This window comes from Prosthecobacter sp., assembly GCF_044222565.1.
Lineage (GTDB): Bacteria > Verrucomicrobiota > Verrucomicrobiia > Verrucomicrobiales > Verrucomicrobiaceae > Prosthecobacter.
The window spans coordinates 25,779-48,434 of the sequence record NZ_JBGANA010000001.1; the positions used below are offsets into that span (position 1 = coordinate 25,779).

General features: G+C 61.3%; 21 protein-coding genes. 14 read left to right on the forward strand and 7 right to left on the reverse strand.

Annotated elements, in window-relative coordinates; all coding sequences use genetic code 11:
• The first annotated feature begins 14 nt into the window (after window positions 1–14).
• The 7 genes from ACILSR_RS00100 (at window position 15) to ACILSR_RS00130 (ending at window position 9,125) form a co-directional block, all read left to right on the forward strand.
• Window positions 15–875, forward strand: a complete 861-nt coding sequence (locus ACILSR_RS00100; protein ID WP_395747681.1) for an ExeA family protein — start codon at window positions 15–17, stop codon at window positions 873–875.
• Window positions 872–3,901, forward strand: coding sequence for an SLBB domain-containing protein (locus tag ACILSR_RS00105; RefSeq protein ID WP_395747682.1), 3,030 nt, complete (start codon window positions 872–874; stop codon window positions 3,899–3,901). The genes ACILSR_RS00100 and ACILSR_RS00105 overlap by 4 nt, the downstream gene beginning before the upstream one ends.
• A gap of 51 nt (window positions 3,902–3,952) precedes the next feature.
• Window positions 3,953–4,633, forward strand: a complete 681-nt coding sequence (locus ACILSR_RS00110) for a response regulator (RefSeq protein WP_395747683.1) — start codon at window positions 3,953–3,955, stop codon at window positions 4,631–4,633.
• A gap of 60 nt (window positions 4,634–4,693) precedes the next feature.
• Window positions 4,694–5,779, forward strand: a complete 1,086-nt coding sequence (locus tag ACILSR_RS00115) for a polysaccharide biosynthesis/export family protein (RefSeq protein WP_395747684.1) — start codon at window positions 4,694–4,696, stop codon at window positions 5,777–5,779.
• Complete coding sequence (locus ACILSR_RS00120) at window positions 5,776–7,167, forward strand: glycosyltransferase family 4 protein (protein WP_395747685.1); 1,392 nt, start codon at window positions 5,776–5,778, stop codon at window positions 7,165–7,167. The genes ACILSR_RS00115 and ACILSR_RS00120 overlap by 4 nt, the downstream gene beginning before the upstream one ends.
• Window positions 7,157–8,323 (forward strand): acyltransferase family protein, encoded by a 1,167-nt coding sequence (locus ACILSR_RS00125; protein ID WP_395747686.1) that lies wholly within the window; start codon window positions 7,157–7,159, stop codon window positions 8,321–8,323. The genes ACILSR_RS00120 and ACILSR_RS00125 overlap by 11 nt, the downstream gene beginning before the upstream one ends.
• A 133-nt stretch (window positions 8,324–8,456) precedes the next feature.
• The gene (locus ACILSR_RS00130; protein WP_395747687.1) at window positions 8,457–9,125 is read left to right on the forward strand and encodes a response regulator; all 669 of its coding nucleotides are present in this window, start codon (window positions 8,457–8,459) and stop codon (window positions 9,123–9,125) included.
• On the opposite strand, the gene ACILSR_RS00135 is transcribed toward ACILSR_RS00130, so the two are convergent.
• Window positions 9,126–10,517 (reverse strand): O-antigen ligase family protein, encoded by a 1,392-nt coding sequence (locus ACILSR_RS00135; protein ID WP_395747688.1) that lies wholly within the window; start codon window positions 10,515–10,517, stop codon window positions 9,126–9,128.
• 107 nt (window positions 10,518–10,624) lie between these two features.
• Here ACILSR_RS00135 and ACILSR_RS00140 point away from each other — a divergent pair, with 107 nt between their 5' ends.
• From ACILSR_RS00140 to ACILSR_RS00165, 6 genes are read left to right on the forward strand one after another with little or no spacing between them, the layout of a single operon-like run.
• Window positions 10,625–11,596 carry a DUF4114 domain-containing protein gene (locus tag ACILSR_RS00140; protein WP_395747689.1) on the forward strand — a complete coding sequence of 324 codons (972 nt, stop codon included), beginning with the start codon at window positions 10,625–10,627 and terminating at the stop codon, window positions 11,594–11,596.
• A complete protein-coding gene (locus ACILSR_RS00145; RefSeq protein WP_395747690.1) occupies window positions 11,593–13,236 on the forward strand; it encodes a tetratricopeptide repeat protein in 1,644 nt (547 codons plus the stop codon). The genes ACILSR_RS00140 and ACILSR_RS00145 overlap by 4 nt, the downstream gene beginning before the upstream one ends.
• Before the next feature lie 2 nt (window positions 13,237–13,238).
• Window positions 13,239–14,045 carry an exosortase/archaeosortase family protein gene (locus ACILSR_RS00150; RefSeq protein ID WP_395747691.1) on the forward strand — a complete coding sequence of 269 codons (807 nt, stop codon included), beginning with the start codon at window positions 13,239–13,241 and terminating at the stop codon, window positions 14,043–14,045.
• On the forward strand, window positions 14,042–14,488 hold the full coding sequence (locus ACILSR_RS00155) for a hypothetical protein (protein ID WP_395747692.1): 447 nt from the start codon (window positions 14,042–14,044) through the stop codon (window positions 14,486–14,488). Before ACILSR_RS00150 ends, ACILSR_RS00155 begins: the two co-directional genes overlap by 4 nt.
• Before the next feature lie 26 nt (window positions 14,489–14,514).
• A complete protein-coding gene (locus ACILSR_RS00160; RefSeq protein WP_395747693.1) occupies window positions 14,515–15,078 on the forward strand; it encodes a hypothetical protein in 564 nt (187 codons plus the stop codon).
• On the forward strand, window positions 15,075–15,881 hold the full coding sequence (locus tag ACILSR_RS00165) for a glycosyltransferase family 2 protein (protein ID WP_395747694.1): 807 nt from the start codon (window positions 15,075–15,077) through the stop codon (window positions 15,879–15,881). The genes ACILSR_RS00160 and ACILSR_RS00165 overlap by 4 nt, the downstream gene beginning before the upstream one ends.
• Here the strand turns inward: ACILSR_RS00165 and ACILSR_RS00170 are convergent.
• A complete protein-coding gene (locus ACILSR_RS00170; protein ID WP_395747695.1) occupies window positions 15,850–17,478 on the reverse strand; it encodes a DEAD/DEAH box helicase in 1,629 nt (542 codons plus the stop codon). The two genes, ACILSR_RS00165 and ACILSR_RS00170, sit on opposite strands and share 32 nt — an antisense overlap.
• A 79-nt stretch (window positions 17,479–17,557) precedes the next feature.
• Window positions 17,558–18,040: a GNAT family N-acetyltransferase gene (locus ACILSR_RS00175; RefSeq protein WP_395747696.1), complete on the reverse strand. Its 483-nt coding sequence runs from the start codon at window positions 18,038–18,040 to the stop codon at window positions 17,558–17,560.
• Window positions 18,041–18,256: 216 nt separating this feature from the next.
• Between ACILSR_RS00175 and ACILSR_RS00180 the strand changes: the two genes are divergently transcribed.
• Entirely contained in the window at window positions 18,257–19,060 is an 804-nt protein-coding gene (locus ACILSR_RS00180; RefSeq protein WP_395747697.1) for a L,D-transpeptidase family protein, read from the forward strand.
• Here ACILSR_RS00180 and ACILSR_RS00185 read toward each other — a convergent pair.
• The 4 genes from ACILSR_RS00185 to ACILSR_RS00200 are packed head-to-tail and all read right to left on the reverse strand — an operon-like array spanning window position 19,034 to window position 22,508.
• Window positions 19,034–19,924: a nitrilase-related carbon-nitrogen hydrolase gene (locus ACILSR_RS00185; protein ID WP_395747698.1), complete on the reverse strand. Its 891-nt coding sequence runs from the start codon at window positions 19,922–19,924 to the stop codon at window positions 19,034–19,036. The two genes, ACILSR_RS00180 and ACILSR_RS00185, sit on opposite strands and share 27 nt — an antisense overlap.
• 21 nt (window positions 19,925–19,945) lie before the next feature.
• On the reverse strand, window positions 19,946–20,074 hold the full coding sequence (locus ACILSR_RS00190; RefSeq protein WP_395747699.1) for a FeoB-associated Cys-rich membrane protein: 129 nt from the start codon (window positions 20,072–20,074) through the stop codon (window positions 19,946–19,948).
• 11 nt (window positions 20,075–20,085) lie between these two features.
• The gene (feoB, locus tag ACILSR_RS00195) at window positions 20,086–22,272 is read right to left on the reverse strand and encodes a ferrous iron transport protein B (protein ID WP_395747700.1); all 2,187 of its coding nucleotides are present in this window, start codon (window positions 22,270–22,272) and stop codon (window positions 20,086–20,088) included.
• Window positions 22,269–22,508 (reverse strand): ferrous iron transport protein A, encoded by a 240-nt coding sequence (locus ACILSR_RS00200; RefSeq protein ID WP_395747701.1) that lies wholly within the window; start codon window positions 22,506–22,508, stop codon window positions 22,269–22,271. Before ACILSR_RS00200 ends, feoB begins: the two co-directional genes overlap by 4 nt.
• Between the last annotated feature and the right edge of the window lie 148 nt (window positions 22,509–22,656).

Sequence of the window (22,656 nt, forward strand, 5' to 3'; positions counted from 1 at the left end):
TTTCTGCACGAAACATGGCAGATCTTTTACAACATTGGCAGCTCGCCACAAAGCCGTTCGAGGCGACGTGGGACACGCGCTTCTACCATCGCAGCCCGCAGCATCAGGAAGCGCTGGACCGCCTGCTTTACCTGGCCAATGAACGCACCATGAGCGTGGGTCTGCTGACCGGCGACATTGGCTGTGGGAAGACGATCACCAGTGCGATGCTGGCCGAAAGCCTGGACCCCTGCTCATTCGTGGTTGTGAGCTGTGAAAACTCCGGATTCAGCTTTGATGAACTGCTGCAGTACATCCTCCGGCAGCTGGAGCCGGACGCGGATCATCTGCCCGAAAGCAAGTTTGGCCGCTGTGAACATCTGAAGGCTTTGTGCGAGAGTGCGGCCGAACGCGGCAGGCATGTGATCATTCTGCTCGACGAAGCCCAGGACATACCGGAGGACACTCTGCGGCAGCTCGGCTGGCTGACCAACTTCAATGGCAACGGCCGACCGCTTCTGACCCTGCTGCTGATCGGACAGCCGCCACTGCGCCGACTGGTGAACAGCAACCAGGCCATTCAGCAGCGCATTGGGCTGAGGTTTCATCTCATGCCCCTGAGTGAAGCGGACACCGCAGCGTATGTGGCACACCGCCTGAAGGCGGCCGGACATGCTGACGGCTCCCTTTTCGACGCGGATACGCTGGCGCACCTCCATCATCTTTCCCGCGGCATTCCGCGTGAGATCAACCGCACCGCGAAGCTCTGCCTGGAACATGCCTGGGCCTCTGGCGCTGAAAAAGTCAGCGCGCAAACCCTGCATGACGTTGCCTGCGATCTCTACCGTCAGGACCAGCTGCTCGGAATGTCCACGGTCATCTCCTGCGCCACATGAACGCGGCCCCGCCCACTTCATTCAGCCTGACAGCGATCAACCGCAAACGCGGCACCGCCAGCCCCTGGACCAGCAAGCCGCGGGAGCCGCTGCCATCGGCCGAGCTACATGATGTGTCACATCCGGCGGCGCTATCCGCAGCGGCTGCAGCTGAGCCGGCAGCACCTGCCATCAACCTTCCCTTTGATCCCCTGCGCGTGGTCGATGCCCTTGTCCGACGCTGGTGGATGATGCTGCTGGCGGGCCTGATCTGCGCCGCGATCATGCTGGCTGCGGGCTGGCTGAAATTTGAGACGCTCTACACCGCCAAGTCCCAGATCATCAAGCAGCAGCTCGCCTCTGCGTTCAGGCAGTCGGAGACCGGAGAATCCTTCAAGCCCAGCGATCTCACCATTCCTACACTCATGTCCCTGATGTACTCGGGGTCCACCATCGCCGGCACCACCAGCCTGATGGAGCATCACTACGAGGAAAGCGCGGTGCGCTCGGGCCTTGTGGTGGCGGCGGAACGCAACACGGACATCGTGAACATCAGCATGACCTCCAACGTCAGCGCAGATGCCGTGCTGGAAATGCTGAGAGCCTACACCGAGACGGTGCTGCAGCTCTCACGCGACCTGCAGCGCAGCGATGCCGCCGCCATGAAGTCCTTTTTGCAAAAGCAGATCGAACGGACAGACGCGGACCTCCTGAAGGTGAATGAGGAGCTGCTGGCCTACGGCCGCCAGTCAAACCTGCTGGACGCGGACAAGCAGATGGACGCATGGCTGGCCGAACTGGGCAACTTCACGCTGAAATATGAAACGCTGAAACTGGACCATGACACACTCGATGTGCGCATCCAAGGGGTGGAGCGCGAGCTGGGCAAAGTGGACACCAACGCAGCGCGGGTGGACAGTGCACGAAAGGCGCTGGCCGATCTGCGCGTGAAGTACACGGACGAACATCCCGCAGTCATCGAGTCGATGGAAAAGCTGAGCGCCCTGGAGCAGCAGATGAAGTCTTCGGGAACGCGCATCGACGCTCCGCCAAAACCCGGTGAGAGCAATGTGGCGGAAAGCCTGTACCTGGACCTGGTGCGGCTGCGTGCGGAAAAGCAGGTCATGGGAGAGCAGCTGGAAAAGCTGCTGCAGGTGCGCGAGGGGATCAACCAGCGGCTGGCGCAGCTGCCCCGGCAGGCCATGGAGTATGCCCACATCAAATCCCGCAAGCAGACGCTGGAGACCTCCCGCGGACTGCTGGCAGGGCGGCAACGCGAAGCAGCGCTCTACGAAGAGAATTCGCAGGGTTACTTCCGCCTGTTTTCCATGGCCCGTCCGCAAGACGTCAGCTTCGTCAAACCTACGCAGAAACTTGCGATGGTGGGCGCGGGCGGATTTGCCGCCGGTGCACTGGTGGTGGCGGCCATCGCCGTGCTGCTGACACTGCTGGACGGCCGCGTGCGAAGCAGCGGAGACCTGAAGCGCGCCACCGGCCTTCCCGTGCTGGGAGCTCTGCCGCTGGCCCAGACCTCAGCGGAAGCCTGGGCCTTCCGCACCTGGACGAGGCTGCAGCCCATGCTGCAAACTTCCGCCGGTGGCGGTGCCATGATCTGCGGTGTGATGGGCACCGCCGACGACACTGCAGCCCCACGTTTGATGAAGCTGCTGGCGGAAGCCGCCATCCAGCGAGGTCTGACCTGCATGCTGGTGACCCGGGAACGGAACGAGGACGCACTGAAACTCACGGAAGCGGTGGAGCAGGCGGAGCGCACCGGGCGTACAGTACGTGAAGTCTCCGACCGGCCCTGCCAGATAGGAATGGAAGAAGAATGGCAATGGAATGCCGAACAACGACAGCAATGGCAGGCGGCGATGGCGCACTGGCGGACGCTGAAAGGGACGGTCATCCTCGTCGAACTTCCTGCGGTGGAACAGCCGGAGGCCCTGCTCATCGCGGAACAGCTGCCCAATCTAATCTGGACGGGTTCCAGCGGAACGAGTCTGGTGCAAAAGGTGCAGGAGACACTGCGCATGTATCGTGACGCAGGCTGCAAGCTCGTGGCGGCCCTGCTGGACAAGGCGCCAGAACTGCGACCCGCAGCGCTGGCACGTTTTGGAGCGTTGGTGCTCGCCTGCTCTGTGTCGCTTCAAGCGCAAGACATCCTTCCGCTTGGCCCTGGCGATGCGGTGAACATCAACATGCCCGGCTTTGAAGGGCTTCAGCGCAAGGATGTGGTGGTGGGACCGGATGGCAGGCTTACCTACCTGCAGGCACGCGAGATGCAGGCGGCTGGACTGAGCCTGGACCAGCTGCGTGACAGCCTGACGACGGAACTGCGGCGATACTATCGAAACGCCCGCGTGGTGGTGACTCCCTCGACCTTTCAGAGCCGCAAGGTGTATGTGCTTGGCAAGGTGGTGAAAAAGGGAGCGATCAACCTGGACCGGCCGCTGACGGTTCTGGAAGTCGTGGCAGAAGCCGGCGGCCTGGAGACCGGACTTTTTCAGCAGAACACAGTGGAGCTGGCGGATCTGGGAAGAAGCTTCGTCATGCGCGGGCAGGCCCGCCTGCCAGTCAATCTTGAGGCTCTCTTTCTGCATGGAGACATGAGTCAAAACGCCAAAGTCGAGCCGGGTGACTACCTGTACTTTCCTTCCGCCAACTCCAACGAGATCTATGTTCTAGGCGATGTGAAAATGCAGGGAACACAGGGCCTGCTGGCCCACACGTCCGTGCACAGCGCCATCGCCCAGGCGGGCGGCTTCACCGCAAAAGCCTACACGCGGCGCGTGCTGGTGGTACGGGGATCGTTTGACAAACCGGAGCGCTTCGTGGTGGACATGGAGGACATTCTCTCGGCGCGCGCGAAAGGATTCCGTCTGGAGCCGAAGGACATTGTGTATGTGGCGGACAAGCCCTGGGCCCGTGCGGAGGAGCTGCTCCACATGGCCGTGAACGCCTTCCTGCAGGGAGCGGTGTCCGGATGGACGCGCGCCAACATCGGACCCTACATCCAGCAGCCCATACTTCCGCAACTGCGCTGATAAAGGTACACGCAATTGCCCTTCAGAACAGCCATGCCGTTTATTTGAACCATGATCGCAACCTTGGAAACACAAGCACCGGCTGCCGCGATCCGCACACTGCAGGTGGCGGTGATCGAGGATGATGCAACGCTGCGGATGTTCTTGAAGAAGCTCGTCAGCAAACCCGGCGGCCAGCTGGCCTTTGCAGGGGCCTGGGAAAGCGCGGAGGAGGCCGCCAAGCCGCTGCTGGAGACGCGACCGGATGTGGTGGTGGTGGATCTCGAGCTTCCCAACATGTGCGGGATGGACCTGATCCGTCATCTCTCTCCGCGGATGCCCGCCACAGCCTTTGTGGTGCTGACGATCCACGACGAGCCGCAGAAGGTTTTCGCGGCATTGCGTGCCGGCGCGAGCGGCTATCTGCTGAAAAGCTCCAAGCCCGCGGAAATCATCGCAGGCATACGCCAGGCGAGTGCTGGCGGAGCGCCGCTGAGCCAGGAGATCGCGCGGCTGCTCATTCAATCGTTTCAAGCCCCTGCCAAAACAGCGCCCAAACGCATGCCCGGCCTCACCCCGCGCGAAAGCCAGATTTTGGAAATGCTGGCACAGGGCAAGGTGCCTAAAGAAGTGGCCGAGGATCTGGGGCTCAGCTACGCCACGGTGCGTGACTATCTCAAGGCGGTGTATGCGAAGCTGCATGTGCGTTCCCGCACCGAGGCGGTGATCAAGTTTCTCGATCAGGCGAAGTAGCGACTGCTTACCCGCAGCTGCGGGGATTGTTTGGAAAGCGGGGCCGGAAGAAGCTTTCGCATGAAAGTTCCCACCTTGATCGTCTGCTGCCTCACGCTGCTCAATGCATGCGCGCTCCTGAAGGAGCAGAAGAAGTTTGACGCGCGTGCAACGGACACTGGCAGCACGAGCACCAGCGCTGAATTCAGCCAGACGAAAAAGCAGGAGGCGATCCATCCGGAATGGCTGAAGCCGCCCACGAAACCTTATGCGCTGGGACCTGGAGACAAGGTGGAGATCGAAATCATCGGCGAGACCGGGACGCGGGCGGACACCTTCGTGACACCGGACAGCAAGCTTTATTTCGACCTGCTGCCGGGCATTGATGTGAAGGGCAAGTCAGCCAAGGAGCTGCGGGAGGAAATGGAGAAGATGCTGACGCGCTACTACAAGCAGCCGCAGGTTTCGCTGACGCTGCGCGAGGTGAGCAGCCAGCGGGTGTGGGTGCTGGGCCGTCTCAACGCGCCGGGCATCTACCCGCTGAACCGGCCCATGCGTGTACTGGATGCGGTGACGCAGGCGGGAGGACTTTTCACCTCACGCTTTACCGGCACCACGGAAGAGCTGGCGGACCTCAGCCACAGCTTTCTCATGCGCGGAGGCAAGATGCTGCCGGTGGATTTTCAGAAACTGATCCGCCAAGGAGACCTGGCGCAAAACATCTATCTGGAACCGGATGACTTCATCTACCTGCCCTCCGCTTTGACGAACGAGGTCTATGTGCTGGGCGCAGTGACAGAGCCCCGGCCAGTGGGGTTCATGAACGAGATGAACCTGATCACCGCGCTGGGCCGCGGCCTGGGCATCCGGCCCGAGGCAGACCTGGCGCACGTGACGATTGTGCGCGGCTCGCTGACGGAGCCGAAGATCGCCACGGTGAATGCCAAGGACATCATTCAAGGCAAGGCGACCAATGTGAGGCTGGAGCCTGGAGACATCGTTTACATCCCCGGAAGCGGCTCCATGTCCCCGGGTGGCTTTCTGCATGACGCGGTCAACACCTTCACCCGCCTGGTGGCGGCCAATGAAGGGAACGCCGCCGGTGCGTCCCATGGTACACCCATTGGCGTCAACCTCAACATCGGATCCTCAAGCTCTTCACGATGATGCACACAGCACGCCGCATACGTCCCCTGATCATTGCCGAAGCCGCCAATCCCACGCTCACAAGCGCGGCGCTCGTCGGCTGGTCCTGTGCCAGGGCCATCGCCGCAAAAACGGACGCCCACATTGTCACCGAGTGGCGCAATCGAGATGACTTTCTCCGCGCCGGCCTGGTGGAGGGCCGCGACTTCACCGCGATCAACAACCGCCGGCTGCAGCATCTCTCCTGGAGCCTGGCCACGAAGCTCAGCCGCAAAGGGAGCTTCAGCTGGAGCCTCTATGCGGCGCTTTCGAACCTTGTTTATCCGTTCTTTGAGCGCAAGCTGTGGCAGACCTTTGAAGCGCAATTGCGGGGCGGAGAGTTTGATCTCGTGCACCGGCTGCTGCCGCTCTCTCCGACGACGACGAGCTGGATCGCTCCGCGGCTGAAGAAGATCGGCGTGCCCTTTGTGCTGGGGCCGCTGAACGGAGGAGTGCCGTGGCCGAATGGTTTTGAAGACCTGCGCAAGCAGGAGCGTGATGGCGCAGGGAGACTGCGTGCGCTCTGCCGCTTTTCCTCGGGATTGAAACGCACCCGGGAGGCGTCTGATGCGATCATCGCGGCATCTCGCACGACTTTGAAAGAGATCCCGTCCCACCTTCGCGAACGCTGTGTCTTCATTCCCGAGAATGCGGTGGATTTGGAGAAGTTCCCGCTGACTCCGAAGCCAGATGTCTCGACCAAAACACTGCGGCTTTCCTTTGTGGGACGCCTTGTGGCATTGAAGGGAGTGGACATGCTGATCGCCGCCGCAGCTCCTATGATCCGCAGCGGTGAGATGGAGCTGGACATCATCGGTGAAGGACCGGAACGCGGAACACTCGAGGCGCTCCTGCAAAGTGAGAACATCACCGCGGGTGTGCGCATGGAAGGCTGGGTGCCGCATGCCCAACTCGGGGCACGCCTGCGCGAGAGCGATCTGTTTGTGTTTCCGAGCATTCGCGAGTTTGGCGGAGGCGTGGTGCTGGAGGCGATGGCGCTGGGGATTCCCTCCGTAGTGCTGGATCATGGAGGGCCTCCAGAACTGGTGCCGCCGGGCACCGGCTATGTGCTGCCCATGACCACGCGTGAGGACATCGTGAACCGGCTGCGCCAGCTGCTCACCGAACTGAAGGACGACCCGGCACAGGTGCGCAGCGCAGGTGAAATGGCGCAGGCGCATGTGCGCAAGTATTACTCGTGGGAGGCCAAGGCGGTGCAGATTCATGAAGTCTATCGCTGGGTGCTGGGACAGCGCGCCAGCAAGCCCGACTGGGGTATTCCGATGGGCTTTGACAGCTCCTCTGAGGCACACGAACCGGCGATGAGCCCGCATCACGAATCCCTGCTTGTTCCAGGCCATGGATTCTAAAACAAAAGGCAACGGGGCGTTTCACATCGCCTCGCTCGATGGCTTTAGGACGGTGGCCATCCTGATCGTGTTTCTCAGCCATGCCGGTCTCTCGCATGTGATTCCAGGTTTGTTCGGGGTCACGGTCTTCTTTTTTCTCAGCGGATATCTGATCACCACGCTGCTGCGGATGGAGTGCGAGAAAAACGGCGGAGCCAATCTGCGGCAGTTTTTTCTGCGGCGCACACTGCGCATCCTGCCGCCGTTCTACCTGATCATGGGAGTGATCGCGCTGCTCACAGCGACCGGAGTATTAACAGGGGGGCTGCAGGGCAAGGCGCTGACGGCGCAGGCCTTCTTTGGAGCGAACTACTGGGAGATCGCCGGGGGGGTGCAGCCACCGGGGACGGAGGTGCTGTGGTCGCTGGCGGTGGAGGAGCATTTCTATCTCGTGTTCCCGTTTTTCTACCTCGCGATGCGGCGTGTGCTGCCGGATCGAAGGCACCAGTTTGCGCTGCTGATGACGCTGTGTGCCGGGGTGCTGGCGTGGCGCATGCTGCTGGTGCATCAGCTTTCAGGAATCGATTTACATTCCGGCTCGGCGCATCATCCGCGCACCTGCCACGCCACGGACACGAGGCTGGACGGGATGCTGTTTGGCTGTGCGCTGGCGGTGTGGGGAAATCCCGCGCTGGACGCCACGCGGATACGCCGCAGCCACTGGCTGTGGGTGCTGCTGCCATGCTGTGTGGCCGTGCTGCTGGCCACGTTTGTGATCCGCAGCGTGCCATTTCGTGAAACATGGCGCTACACGCTGCAGGGGCTTGCTTTGATGCCCGTTTTTGTAGCATGCATCCGCCATGCAGACGCATGGCCGCTGCGGTTTCTGAACTGGCGCTGGGTCAGCAGGCTGGGAGTTCTCTCGTATGCATTTTATCTGACGCATTCCGTGCTGCTGGACCTGGTGGAGCAATGGCTGCCGGAACAGGCGGGTGTGAGCCATGGACAGATGATGATGCTGCGCGGGATGGCTGCGTTTGTGCTGACACTGGGAGCCTCGTGGATGATGCATGAATGGGTCGAAAAGCCCTTCTTGCGCATGAGACGCCGTCTCGGCAGCGGCGGCCAGCAGGCTGCGACTAAGCAATCCGGCGCATTGGTGTTGAATCGCGTTTAGTGAGTCCTAAAACTCGATTCATTCTTGCGCGAAAAGGCCCGTTCGAAACGAGGCGGCTTGCGGTGCGCGGGTTTCGTCCGGAGCGTACCGAAGTCACACTTCTTTTTGCGTCAGCATCAGCCCCAGCCAAGCCATGAACTTATCACGCCCATCCATTCGAGTCGCCTGCGTCGAAGATGATCCGTTGTTCCAGATTCTCCTGAAAAAGATTCTGCTGGTGGACCGTGGATTTGAGCTGCTGGATGTCTTCCCCAATGTGGAGCAGGCCGTGCCTGCGCTGCTGGAATCCCGGCCTGATGTGGTGCTGCTGGACATGAAGCTGCCGGGAAGAACGGGGGTGGAATGCCTGGCCATCCTCGAATCTCACATGCCGGCGACGGCATTCGTGATGCTGACAGGCGACGACACTCCGCAGCAGGTTTTTGCCGCGCTGAAAGCAGGTGCGTGCGGTTATGTGCTGAAGACAGCGCCGCCCGAGCATCTGCTCGAAGCCGTGCGCGCCGCGGCGATGGGAGGCGGCCCGCTGAGCCCGGCGATTTCACGGGTGGTGATCTCTGCGTTTCAAACCAAGGCGTCGGCATCGAAGCCCAGGATGCCGGGCATCACCCAGCGTGAAAACGAGCTGCTGAGCTTGTTTGTGAAAGGGCTGAGCGCGAAGGAAGCCGCCTATGAGATGGGCATCAGCTATGAGACGGTGCGCGACTACCTGAAGACAATCTATCAGAAGCTCAAGGTGCGGTCCCGCACCGAAGCGGTGCTGAAATACGTGCGAAACCAGCAGGGGCCTGCGCTGGCCTTTTGATCAGCGGAGCTTTTTCTTTGCGGCTCTGCGGTTCATTTCCATGCCGGAGACCATGCCGGCGAGCATGAGCCAGTGAGAGAGGTTCTTGGTCTGCGTGAGAATGCGCTCCACGGTCCCGTGCAGGTAGCAGATGCACAACGCGGTAAGTATGCCGAAGGCCACGTAGCCCATCAGGCTTTTGCCATAAAAGAGCCAGGCGCGCAGGGCGCACCCAAGGGTGATGGCTTCAAAGAGGAGAAACAACAGCCAGCCAAGCCAGCCATTTTCCGCGAGGAGCAGCCAGTAGAGGCTTTCAGTGAGCGGATTGCCCCAGTAGAGTTCATCGATGATGGCAAAGCCGCGCTCAGCGTCCCACTCCTCCAGAATGGCGCTGTATTTCGCGCCGCGAGGACGGCTGTTAGCGACGCCATAATTGTTCCAGCCGATGCCCAGCAGCGGATAGTCATTCAGCATGGCCTTGCACTGGCGGTTGAGCACCGGGCGCAGATCCTCGGCGTTCTTTTCCTTGCTCTCCTTGACCTCCTTGAGGCGTGAGTTGAGGGAGTCCATGGCGAACATCATGACGAGCACGGCACCGATCATTCCCATGACAGAAAAGGCCGCAGTGCGCATGCCGGGCCCGCGCAGCCAGCCCATGACCAGAACTACGGCCGCACCGACGGCATAGGCGGCCAAGGCCGCGCGTGAGACGGAAAGCAGCACGCACAGGCCCGCGGCGCCAAATGCTGCCAGACAAAGCCAGAGCAGACGGCCTTTCACCTCTTTGTGCAGCGCGGCGGCGAACAGCACGCAGGCGGTCATGTAGGCCCACATGGACATGGGGTTCTGATGCTCAAACCAGCCTTTGATTTGAAAGTAACCTTCGAGATAGCGCATTTTCATGCAGATCCATCCCTGAACCACGAGGCTGAGGGCGAGACCGCTCAGAGCGGCACGCAGGTCCTTTTCGTCGCGCAGGTACATGGCCGCAGCGACGAAGATAAGGAGACCTTTGCCGAAGCGCGAGAATGCCATCCAGGCCAGCGAGCCATCCCATGCATTGGCCACGGAGAGCAGGCCCACCAAGGTCCACAAACCATAGATCCATGCACCGGGCGGAAGTCCTTTGCGTGGAGGCGCTGAAGGATCGCGCGGGCTTTGAGCCACAGCGATGATGAGAGCGATGGCAAAGACTTCGATGAGGGAAACCTCGTAGCCTTTGGTGTGGCCGCGATACTTTTCGATGCTGCCGATCATGAGCGTGAACCTTCCGGGCTGCAGCGTGGGCATGAAGATCATGAGGCCAAACAAGGCGCGCTGCCAGGTGCGGCGTGAGGCCATCATCACTCCCAGCAACGGCGCGAAGCCGCCGTAGAGAAGCAGGGCAAAGATGATTTTGATGAGGTCCTTCAAGCAGAAGAAACATGGTTTCTGCACCGCAGGTTTCACCCCCCTCAACTGTGGGCCTTTTGAGACTAAAGGACTGGCTTACTTTTTACCCGCCAGTCAATAACAGCCCAATGAAACACACATCCCACACACTCAAACTCATGCTCATCCTCTGCGGACTTACCTCCGCGGCATTCGCCGATTCCGACGAGAAAGAAAAATCTGACGACAAGGAAAATTCCGCCGCAGCGCTGGCCGCAGCCAAGGAAACCTCCGGCAACGATTTGAAAGCAGCATTTGCAGCGCTGGAAATGATCAAAGCCAGCGAGGACAAGGCGAGCAATCCGTTCAAGCTTTCCGCAGCCGCATTGATCCAGCCCCTGGGCATCGACAGCTCGGCCAAGGAGTTCCGCACCAGCGTCCTGCCAAACATCCAGAGCCTTCTCAACGAAAGGCTGGGTGAGTGGACAAAGATCGATGACGGATCCATGCGCCTTGATCCTTCGAAGCTGAAACTCGCCACGGATTCTGACGTGCGCGTTTACTTCCTGGGGGAAGGCGCCGGATATGCCAACTCGCTTGGCTTGAACACCGAAGGCGTGGGTGTGAAAGAAGGACGCCCCGAGCTGATCTTCGCAAACGCGTCAAGCAATGTGACCTATCTGGATCCGAAGAGCACGGAGAATGAGAACAGCGCGAAGCGGTCTTCGAACGCTCCGCTGCTGCCCGGCGATTTTGTGGAGCTGAACACGCTCAAAGCAGGAACCGCGCTCGACTTCTTCCTGATCGCGGACGGCGCGAACGGGGGAAAGAACGTTTACTCCACCACGGGCACGGCGAATCCGGACAAGATCAATCACGTGGTGGCTTTTGCGATGAGCAACAGCCCCTACCTGATCATCGGTTTTGAGGACCTGTTCGGCGGCGGCGACCGCGACTTCAATGATCTGCTGTTTGCCGTGGAAATCGGTGCAGCGAACGTGGCATCTCTGATCGCCACTCCCGAGCCTGCCGCATGGCTGAGCCTTGCGGGTCTGCTCGGAATGGTGTTCTGGAGCAACAGCCGCCGCCGCAGCGGAATGCATGCACCTCTTGCAGCATGAACCGGAAACTCTGGATCAGTCTCGCTGCTGCGACGGTGCTTTTGCTGGCCGTCGCAGCAGCATTCGTACTGCCGCACTGGCGTGCCCATGTGCGTGAGGCGGTGGCGCAGCGCCACCTGCATGAGGCGCAGGCGGCCGTGGCGGAAAAGCATTTCGCGGCAGCGCTGCCCCTGGCGCAGAACTACCTCGCGCACCCGAACGATGTGCAACGCCCTGCGTGGATGAGCATCGAGATCGAAGCGCTGGCGGGCCTGCGGCATGTGCCGCAGCTGATGAAGCGCTACGAAGCCGGTGCATGGCGGGTGAAGGAGCACTCCCAGGCCAGCCTGCTGGTGGCGCGCGGCTATCTTGCCATGGGAAAAAAGGAGGTGTTCCACCAGGTGCTGGAGGAAGGCATGCGCGACCTGCCGGAGGCCGCCGAATGGCAGCTGCTCAAGGCGGATGCACACCTCGCCGCACAAGAATGGAATGAAGCGCAGCAGTGGCTGGAAGCGCGGCATTTTTCCGGCAGCGACGAAGCGGCAAGGCTGTGCCGTCTGGCCATGATCAAGGCGCATGATGGTGATCTGCCGGGCAGCTGGGCGCTGCTGAACTCCGCGAAGGAGGCCGCCCCTGAAGACGCCGATGTCCACAGTTTCCGCGCGCAGATGCTGGAGGCCGCCGGACGTCCGGCGGAAGCGGCGGCGGAATATGTGGCCGCAATTGATGCGCAGCCTTTCAATCCGCTGCTGCAGGATCAGCTGGCAGATTTCCACCTGCGGCATGGCAGGCATGATGCCGCCCTTAAAATTTTACGCGCGGCAGCGGCGATGCCACACCCGGACTACATGCGGTTGAAGACGTTGTTCTGGGGCCGTGTCATCGACGGGCAAAAGATGCAGCCGGAGAGCCAGGCCATCCGCAGCCAGCTAAGTGCGGTGATCGAGCTGATCGAAACCAAACCCGTGCTCGATGGCACGGATGTATTCACCCTGCCGCAGACGGTGCGAGACCGGCCTGAAGTCTTCTGGCTTTCGCTGATCCAGCTGCTGCGTCAGCATCGTGAACAGGAGGCGCTGGACGCACTGCGCGTCTGCCAGCCGGCCGCACGCATGATGGATCCGGATCTGCACGAGGCGCTGACGATCTGCTGTGAATGGCGGCTGACGCGAAAGCTGCCGGCAGAGTTTTCGCAGCGGACACGGCTCAACCGTACGCGCCATCAGTTTCTGGATCAACTGCACGCCGCATTGACGAAGGAAGATTCCGAATGCCAGGCCGTGCTGGAAAGCCCGTATGCATGGTCCGCCTGCCTCATGGCCTGCGGCTGGCGGGAAGCCGCGCTGCAGGTGCTGCCTGAGGCGCATCTGGCACGCACGCCGCCTGCATGGGTCACCTATGGAATGACGCAATGCCTGCGCTTCAATCGCGGCCCCGGGGCGGCGCTGAAGTTTATCGAAGGGGTGGCGCCGGCCGCACCGGAAAACCAGCTGCTCTGTGCGGAGCTGCAGCTCCTTGCAGGTGATGCAGCGCGGGGGCTCGAAGCCGTGCAACGCCTTCAAAAAGCCGAAGGGGCGGTGGGACAGCGGGCGCGCACGATCCTTCTCGCCGGAAAAACCACCGGCAAAACTGACACGAATCCAAAACCAGCTGTGCAATAACCATGTTTCCCCTGCTGCTCAAACTGCTGCTCCTTGCCTCAGGCTGGTTTTTGATCTGGCTCGACAATGCCGGAGCACTGGCCGACGCAAGCGCTGCACTTGTTGCGATGGCGGCACCTCCGCTAGCCCTCTGGCTGGGGATGCCGTGGCGGCTGCAGAGGCAGAGCAGGCACCTTTCGCGCCGATGGATCGCGCTGGCGGCGGTGGTGCTGGTGCCAGGACTGTTTTATCGCCAGCCGCTGGCGCTTTCCTGCGGCTGGACAATCTGCACGGGCATCGTGCTGGCGCAGCATCTGACGCCCGCGGCGTGGCGGCAGCGTGCCGGACTGCTGCCACTGGGTTTGCTGTCTCTGCCGTGGCTGGGCGAAGACCTGTCCTGGCTGAGCATGCCATTCCGCAGCAGCGGCGCGTGGGTGGCGGAGCGCTGCTTTGACGTGCTTGGATTTGACGTGGTGAGGGCGGGCACACGCCTCATCGTCGAGGGCCAGGAAATCAGCGTCGAACCGGCCTGCGCCGGAATGAACGGCCTGCACGCCATGCTGGTGGCCGGAGCCGTGCTGGGCTGGCTGCGGCTGCGCGAGAACATGCGCCGCCTGGTGTTCTGGCTCGCGGTACTGCCAGCCATTGCCTGGCTGACCAACACGCTGCGCATCATCACCATCAGCATGCTTGGCCTGCATACGTCTCCGGAAATGGTGGCGGGCACGGCTCATGAAATGATTGGCTGGACGATCGTGCTGATTGTCTTCGGGCTGAGCAGCACCGCACTCGACTGGCTGCCGGAAAAACCCCGCAACTCCTGCCTATGAAACACGCGAGCCGAATTCTCACCTTCGCTGTCCTAGCCTTCACGTTCTGGAAAGCACGCGCGCTGGGGACAGCCTGGTTCAATTCTCCCTACGACCAGCTGAGCTGGGCAGCCTTTGCGTGCTGGGTGCTGACACCGCTGGCGGGAGGAGCGATCCGAGCCGGCGGAGAAATTTCATGGCTGGCGATTTCCCTGTGCATGAGCATCGCAGGCACGGTGGGCGACCTTTCCGTGCTGCATGCCGCCGCGTTTGCAACGGCGGTGGGCGCCTGCACCCGAGCAGGATGGGAAAGGCTCTGGTGGTTCGCCGGATTTGTGAGCTGGACCTCGGCGCTGGGCTGGATGCTCAACGGCTGCTCCAGCATGCAGGTGATCTGCATCCGGCTGCTGATCGCGATAATCGCGAGCTGGCCTTGGTTCATGGGCAGGAGGGCCGCCGCATGAAGGCGGGGAAGTCAGGTAAACTGGTGATGCTCCTGCTCATCGGCGCACTGCTGCTGAGTGTGTGTGGCGGATCAGATGCATTGAACGACGCGAAAGCGCGAATGGCGGCGCTGCAGCTCAATGCGGCAGGATTTCGCAGCACCGACCTGCCGCTGTCCGCTGCGGAGAAGCAGGTGTACCACAACATCCATGTGCTGAAGAAGCTATGCGTGCTTCAGGGCGAGCAGGCGCAGCTCGTCTGCCTGGACGGCACGCGTGACCGCCACGCGGTGCATGATCCACGCCTGTGCTTCCGCAGCGCCAGGTGGGAGGTGCTCGAGGAAAGCGTGGTGCCCCACCCTGCCGGTGGTGAGATGCGGCGCATGCGCCTGCGCCGCGACGACCGCGAACTGGAGACGGTATACTGGTGGTCCACTCCCACGGAACGGCATGCCTCCGCGATGAAGTACTTTTTGCAATCATCCCTGCGCAGGATGACACGCGGTCATTCGGGTGAGGAGCCCGTGCTGGTCGTGCTGCAGCCCGTGCAATCAAGCCAGCTGGACTGGAAAACCTGGCTGGGTCCTCAATCTCCCCTTCACTCTTTATGAACCGTCCCACCATCGGTGTCCTGATCCGCTTCAAGAACTCCGCCGCCACTCTGCCAACGGTACTGCAACGGCTGCGCGAGCAGACGATCCAGCCACTTTTTATCCTAGGGGTGGACACAGGCAGCACGGATGATTCGCCCGCCTTGATCAAACAGGCGGGAGGCAGGGTCATCGCCTGGACGCAACCCTACCATCATGCCCGGGTGCTGAATCATGGGCTCAGGCATCTGCACACGGACCTGGTGCTGGTGCTGAGCTCCCACACCACGCTGGAGGAACCCGATGCCGTTGAGCGCATGCTGGGGGCCTTTGCAGACCCGCGCGTGGCCTGTGTCAGCGCAAAGTGGGACGATGATCCGTTTTACAGCGACTCCATCACCTGGGACGAGCTGTGGGCCAAGGGACTCAAGTTTGGCTCCATCTACAGCAACAGCATGGGCATGCTGCGACGCAAGGCGTGGGTGAGCATCCCGTTCGATGAAAGCCTGGTGACGGCGGAAGACTATGCCTGGGCCATCGAACAGCTGCAGCGGGGGCAGATCTGCAAACGCATGAAACTGCGATTTGGCTACGAGCGCAGCGGACATGACCGCACGTTTGAGTTTGCGCGGCTCGTGTTTCAGTTTTCCCGCCGCTACCGGCTGCGCGTGACCTGGCTGGGGGTGCGGGGCAGTGTGCAGCAGATGCTGACCGCGCCTTTCATGCGCAGGGCCGATTCCGCGCCGCCATCACTCCATTACGAGCGGCTCAAAGCATGGGCCATGATGCGCTTTACCGCCGCTTCTTCTTTTTCCGGCCGGTGAGGATGGCGCGGGCGCGGTCTTCGTCGTCGAGGGCGGTGGTGTATTTGTAGTTAAAGCCCTCGAGCTTCCGACGCTCGATTTTCTGGCTGATGAGGCGCTCGATGGAAGCCACGTTCATGAGTTCGTCTGCGGCGAAGAGGGTGAAGGCATCCCCCTCCTTCTGCGCGCGACCGGTGCGGCCGATGCGGTGCACGTAGTCTTCCGAATGTTCAGGAACCATGTAGTTGATGACGTGCGTGACACCGCTGACATCCAGACCGCGGGCGGCGAGGTCCGTGGCGACGATGATCTCGAACTCCCCATTGCGGAAGCCCTGGAGGGCGCGTTCACGATCACGCTGGCCGATGTCTGAGTGCATGACGGCGACCTTGTATTCGTTGAGCTGATTGAGAGCGGAGTAGATCTGGTCCGCCTGCACCTTGGTGCGGGTGAAGATCATGACGCTCTCGAAATGGGTCTGCTTCAGGATGGCGAGCAGAAGCTCCATGCGCTGATCGCTGGCCACGGGATACATGTAGTGGCTGACCGTTTCGGCGGCGGAGAAGCGGATGCCGACTTCGACGCTTTCAGGATCCTTGAGGGCGAAATCGGCGAGGCTCTTGATCTGCGGCGGCATGGTGGCCGAGAAGAAGAGGGTCTGGCGGGCAGGCGGAGTTTTTTCGACGATGCGGCGCACGTCAGGGAGGAAGCCCATGTCGAGCATGCGATCGACTTCATCGAGGATGAGGACTTCAACGCCACGCAGATCAGCAATGCCTTCCTGCATGAAATCGAGGAGACGGCCGGGGGTGGCGACGACGATATCGACGCCTTCCTGCAAGCCTTTGCGCTGCTTGTCGTAGCCGACACCGCCGTGGACGAGAAGAACGCGGAGACCGGTGTGCTTGCCGTATTTTTCAAACTGCTCGACCACCTGCGCGGCGAGTTCGCGGACGGGTTCAAGCACGAGGACGCGGAACTTTCCGGGAGCGCCCATGCGGGTGAGGGTGGGGAGGGCGAAAGCGGCGGTTTTGCCAGTGCCGGTCTGGGAGGCACCGACGACGTCCCTTCCGGTCAGGATGATGGGGATGGACTTCTCCTGAATGGTGGTGGGCTTGGTGTAGCCGGTCTCACGAATGGCGGCCAGCACAGCCGGAGAGAGACCCAGGACTTCGAAGGCTTCCGGGTAGGGACCTTCGGGAACTGGCGGGGGGGCAGGCGGCGCTACCGGAGCGTGATTGACGCGCTCGGGCTTGTCCTCGCGGGGGCCACGTGGCGGACGGCCATCGCGATCGCGCTCACGACCCCGGGGCGGGCCGCGGCGGCCATCACGCTCGGAGCGTTCACCGCGTTCGCGGGGCGGGCGTCCGCCTTCACGTGGAGCGCGCGGGGCGTGCTCGCGGGGCTTTTCCTCATGCGGGCGCTTGTGGGCGTGAATGGTGGCCGGGTGGTGGTCTTTTGAATGCTCCTTCGCGTGTTCCTTGGCATGTTCTTTGGCAGGCGCATGGGCTGCCGGCTTCTTCTTGCCTCTGCCGATGACGCGTTTCAGCCCGTCTTTCAAGCGGCTGAAAAGGGAGGGTTTCTTGGGGGCGTGTTCGGGTCTGCGTGGGGTGGTCACAAGCGTTTTCTAGTAAGAGACGGGGTCTATCGGCCAGATTGGAGGACAATGCAAACCCGCAGACATCCGACTGACGGGGTCACAGCCTCATGGCATAGTGCACCTGACGGGCGACTTCCTCAAAACCACAGCTGGGGTAGAGGTGCTGGCCGATGGCGTTGGAGGCCATGGTTTCGATCTGCGCGAGCTTCATCCCCTCGTCCCTCATGTAGTCGAGAACGTGCTGGATCATGCGGCGGCCGAGGCCCAGACCGCGGGCACTTTCGACCACGGCCAGATTGGGAATGCGGCCGCGCTGGTTCACCCGATCCAGGCGGGTGGTGATGTAGCCCAGAATCTCGCCGCCACGTTCGGCGACAAAGCAGCCCTCCGGGCACTGGGCCACGTCGTCGTCGATGTGGCTGGCCTTGCGGACCTTCCAGTCTCGCTCGTTCCAGAGGCCGTATTTCTGCTCAAGCATCTGCTCCAGGGCGACGCTGCCGAAGGATTCCACCGTGATCTTGCGCAATTGCGGCAAATCTTCGTCTCGGTAGGGGCGGATATGAAGGGGCGGTTCGTCCATGATTGCGGGGGTTGAATGCTGAATAAAAGGGTGATAAGTAACGTCTCAAGAAAAGGATCAATCGCTCAAATGGCACGGGTCTTGCGAAACACCGGTGACGCTGGCAACGTTGATAACAGTAATAATTTAGGGTTGCGAACATCTTAGCTTATATCATTCTTCTGGCCCATGCCGCTTTTTAGCCGGACTTCTCAAAATTCCCGATTCACTGAAGTCTTGTTCAAGACTTTCGGGGGCGTACTGCTGGCAGGAGTGCTCAGCCAGTGCACCGGCACAGCGCCTAAAGGAGACGTGGTCGTGAGCGTGAAGGATCAGAAGCTTGGCATCTACAGCGACGGCAAGCTGACCAAGCAGTACGTCATTTCGACCTCCAAGTTTGGACTTGGCGACCAGCAGGGCAGCAATCGCACGCCGCTGGGTCAGCATGAAGTCATCGCCAAGATCGGCCAGGGCCTGCCCGCAGGTGCTGTCCTGAAAAGCCGCCGCTGGAATGGCGAGGTGCTGAAGCCCAACGCTCCAGGCCGCGATCCCATCGTTTCACGCATTCTCTGGCTGCGTGGCATGGAGACGACCAATAAAAACGCGTTCAACCGTTTCATTTACATCCACGGCACCCCGGAAGAAAACCGGCTGGGCAAACCTGCCAGCTATGGCTGCGTGCGCATGGGAATGACGGATGTGGTGGATTTGTTCAACAATGTGAACATCGGTGCGAAAGTGGTGATCACCAAAGGCGGACTGCCGGCTGGTGAAAAGGAGAAGGCCATGGCCGCCACGGATGATGCTGACGGCTCTCCTGCTCTGAATGCGCCGGCCACGCTGGCCGCCCAGCCGATCGAATTGGCACGCATCCCCGGTTCGGATGCTGAGAAGAAGCGTGCGGAAGAGAATGAGGCCAAGGCCAAAGGAAAGTCCGTCCCGGAGCGTGAAAAGCCCGCCTCCAGATCCAAGAGCTCCAAGTCCAAGGCTTTCACCAAGGTGGCAGGTCAGGCCTCACATAAGACGAAAGCCAAGGCCTGATTCCTGACCGGGATCATCCCGCACCAGCTCGAAGGAGGGCATGTTTTTCAGCAGGGACGGATTGGTCTCCAGCGGCATCCGGCGCATGACCTGCAGATGTTTGCGATCGATCATGAGCCGCTGCTTGTGAATGCCTTCCTCAATGATGCTGCTCTCCTGCCAGCGCGGAGCATCGCGGAAGGACATCTGAGAAGGCCAGTAAACACCGGTGCGGCCTACATTGACATCGATGAGTTCGACCTCGGTTCTGCCGGTGAGGTGGCAGACGCCGACGGCACAGCCCAGCTCTACAGCGCGCGCGGAGGCACAGCGTCCCACGCGCTCGACGCCAAGCACTGTTTCCGTAGCGCTGGGGACCAGCAGCATGTCCACCCCGGAACCGCGAAGACGTACGCTGATTTCTGGAATTTCGATGTCCAGGCAGATCACCACGGCAAAACGCAGGCCGGCAAATTCCCAAAGGTGCAGCTCGGTGCCAGGGGAGAAATCGGACTCCCAAGGGGTGAGGTGCAGCTTGTCCTGATGCAGGACGCGATCTTCCAGCAGAATGGGCGCGCGGTTGCGGAGTTCCTGACGTTCGGCGTCCCAAAACGGCACGGTGCCGAGCACGACGGCTTTGCCAGGACGCGTGAGGAGGGATTTCAACGCCGGGAGCACTTCGTTCCAGAAAACTTCAGCGGCGCGCTGGAGGGTGCGGGGCTCGACCAGCGGCACGAGGCCCACCCAGGCGAATTCAGGGAGCAACACGAGGTCCGCGCCGTTGTTCCAGGAGGCTTCCACGCAGTCCACCACGACCGCTGCATAGGCCGCGGGTGATTTGACATCCGCCTTGGTATCAAAGGTGCAAAGATCGATCGCTATCATGGGAGGGGCGCATACTGCGCCTCATTTCCCACAGCCGCAACCGCCACCGCAGCCGGGTTTCTTGCGGCGCCTGGCGGAGCGGACGATGAAAAGCACCAGAGTGACGATCACGACTGCGATCGCTGCAATGGACTGCCAGTCTTGGTTCATAAAAGGAGGGGTTAGTAGCCGAAGGCGCTGCCGATCTGGAAGACCAGCAGACTCAGTACATACGCCGTGCCCGTCATGTATCCGAGCTGAAAAAGCGCCCATTTCCAGCTTCCCGTCTCACGCTTGACGATGGCGATGGTGCTGACGCACTGCATGGCGAAGACGTAAAAGACCAGCAGGCTGATGCAGACGAGGGGGGTGTAAACCGGACGGCCATCGGGGCGGCGCTCGGCGGCGAGCTTGTCGCGCAGCAGATTGACGTCATCCTCCGCACCTTCGACGGCGTAAACGACGCCCATTGTGGAATTGAACACTTCACGGGCGGCGAAGCTGCCAATGAGGCCGATGCCGATTTTCCAGTCGTAGCCCAGAGGGGTGATGGCCGGCTCGATGAACCTGCCCGCGCGCCCGGCGAAGCTGTTTTCGAGGTTCTGGGATTTGATGGCGTTGAGCTTTTCCTTTTGTGCGTCGAGCTCGGTTTTGGAGGCGTCGTCTTCGGCTTCAGAAAGCTTCTCGATGCGCTGCTCCAAGGTGCGCTGCTCGGTGGCCTGCTCGGCGCTTCGGGGGAAGGTGGATGCGGCCCAAATGAGGATGGAGATGCCGAGGATGATGGTGCCGGCGCGGACGAGGAACATGCGTGCACGCTGCCAGACGTGCATGAGGATGGATTTGAGCGCCGGCATCTTGTAGGACGGCATTTCCAGGATCATGGGGCTGGCCGAGCCTTTCATGACGAATTTGTTGAACACCCAGGCGAAGAGGAAGGCACCGAAAGTCCCTAGTGCGTAGAGGCCAAGCATGATGCCCGCCTGGGTGAGCGCGCCCACCTCCCGTACGGGAAACAGCACACCAATGAGCAGCGAATACACCGGCAGGCGGGCCGAACAGGAAGCCAGCGGAGCGATAAGGATGGTGATGAGCCGGTCCTTGGGATTGTCGATGGTACGTGCGGCCATGACACCGGGAATGGCGCAAGCGTAGGAGCTGAGGAAGGGCAGGAAGGATTTGCCATTGAGCCCCACTTTGCTCATGGCCCAGTCCATGATGAAGGCGAGGCGTGACATGTAGCCGGTGTCCTCCATGATGCCGATGAAGAAGAACAGGATGAGGATCTGCGGCAGGAAGATGACCACGCCGCTCACGCCCGGGATGACGCCATTGACGACGAGATCGCGCAGGTCTCCGGCGGACATGAGCCCCTCCACCCAGGATCCCAGTTGACCGAATCCGGCCTCGATCCAGCCCATGGGACCTTCGGCCACTTTGAAAATGAGGAAGAACAACAGCCCGAGCACGAGCAGCAGATTCACGAAGCCCAGCACCGGATGGAGCAGGACGCGGTCGATTTTGGTGGTGATGGTCTCGATTTCCTGATCGGGCCGTTTCAGGACCTGCTCACACAGTTTCTCGATGCTCCGGTAGCGCTCGGCCACGAGTTCGTCTTCCCAGCCGGGGAAGCTCTTTTCCATCTGGCCGCGAAGTTCCTGAATGCGGCTGATCTGGGTGTCGGCGATGCCGTAATGAGTCGGATCGTGATCGGACAAAAGGTAGAGAGGCTCCAGCAGTGAAGCGCGGCTGTGGATGGCGCCGGTCTGGCAAAGGGGCCCACGGCTTTGCTCCAAGGCGGCGCGCACGCCTTCAGGCAGATGAGCGCTCTGCCACTTCGGGGCGGTGATATCTTCGCGGCTGAGGGCGAGCTTGAGCTCGATCAGACCCTGACCCGAGACAGCCTGGGTCTGAACGACGACGACGCCGAGGAGTTCGGACAATTTGGCCGCATCGATGCGCCACTCGCGCTGCACGGCCACATCGATCATGTTCAGCACCAAGATCGTGGGCAGGCCGAGCTCGAGCACCTGGCTGACCATGTAGAGATTGCGCTCCAGATTGGCGGAATCCACCACACAGACCACGCGGTCCGGGCGCGGGGTGTCCGCCCTGCGGCCGAGGAGCACATCGCGCAGGACAGCTTCATCCGGGGAGCGGGCGTTCAGACTGTAAGCGCCAGGCAGATCGATGAGGCGCAGCTTTTTGCCATGCTGGCTATAGCACTCGCCGATCTTTTTTTCGACTGTGACGCCTGGGTAGTTGGCCACCTTTTGCTTCAGGCCCGTGAGCAGATTGAAGAGCGTGGTCTTCCCGGAGTTCGGGTTTCCCACGATGGCGATGAGTGGCGGTTCAGACGCGGCCTGGCTCATGCGACTGCAGGGGAGATGGCGATGAAAGCCGCCTCATGATTGCGCATGGAAAGATGGGAGCCGCGCACGCAGATTTCGATGGGTTCTCCCAGGGGGGCACGGCGCGTGACACGCACGCGGGTGCCCGGGACAATGCCCATTTCCCGCAGCCGGGTAAGACCTGACCGCCCGGTAGGCATGGCCTGGACGATGGCATCGGTGCCAATAGGAAGATCAGCAAGAGTGGCGGCGGGCATGGTAGGGATACGGTCCTGCAACTGAGACTCTGTCGCAGAACATGAGACGAAAATAACAAGAACTGCGATTCTGGCAAATGGGGACTTTGAGCGGATTTTGCGCGGGACCCGGCTGCCAATTGCTTTTGGATCTGCCGCCGTGGTGGTT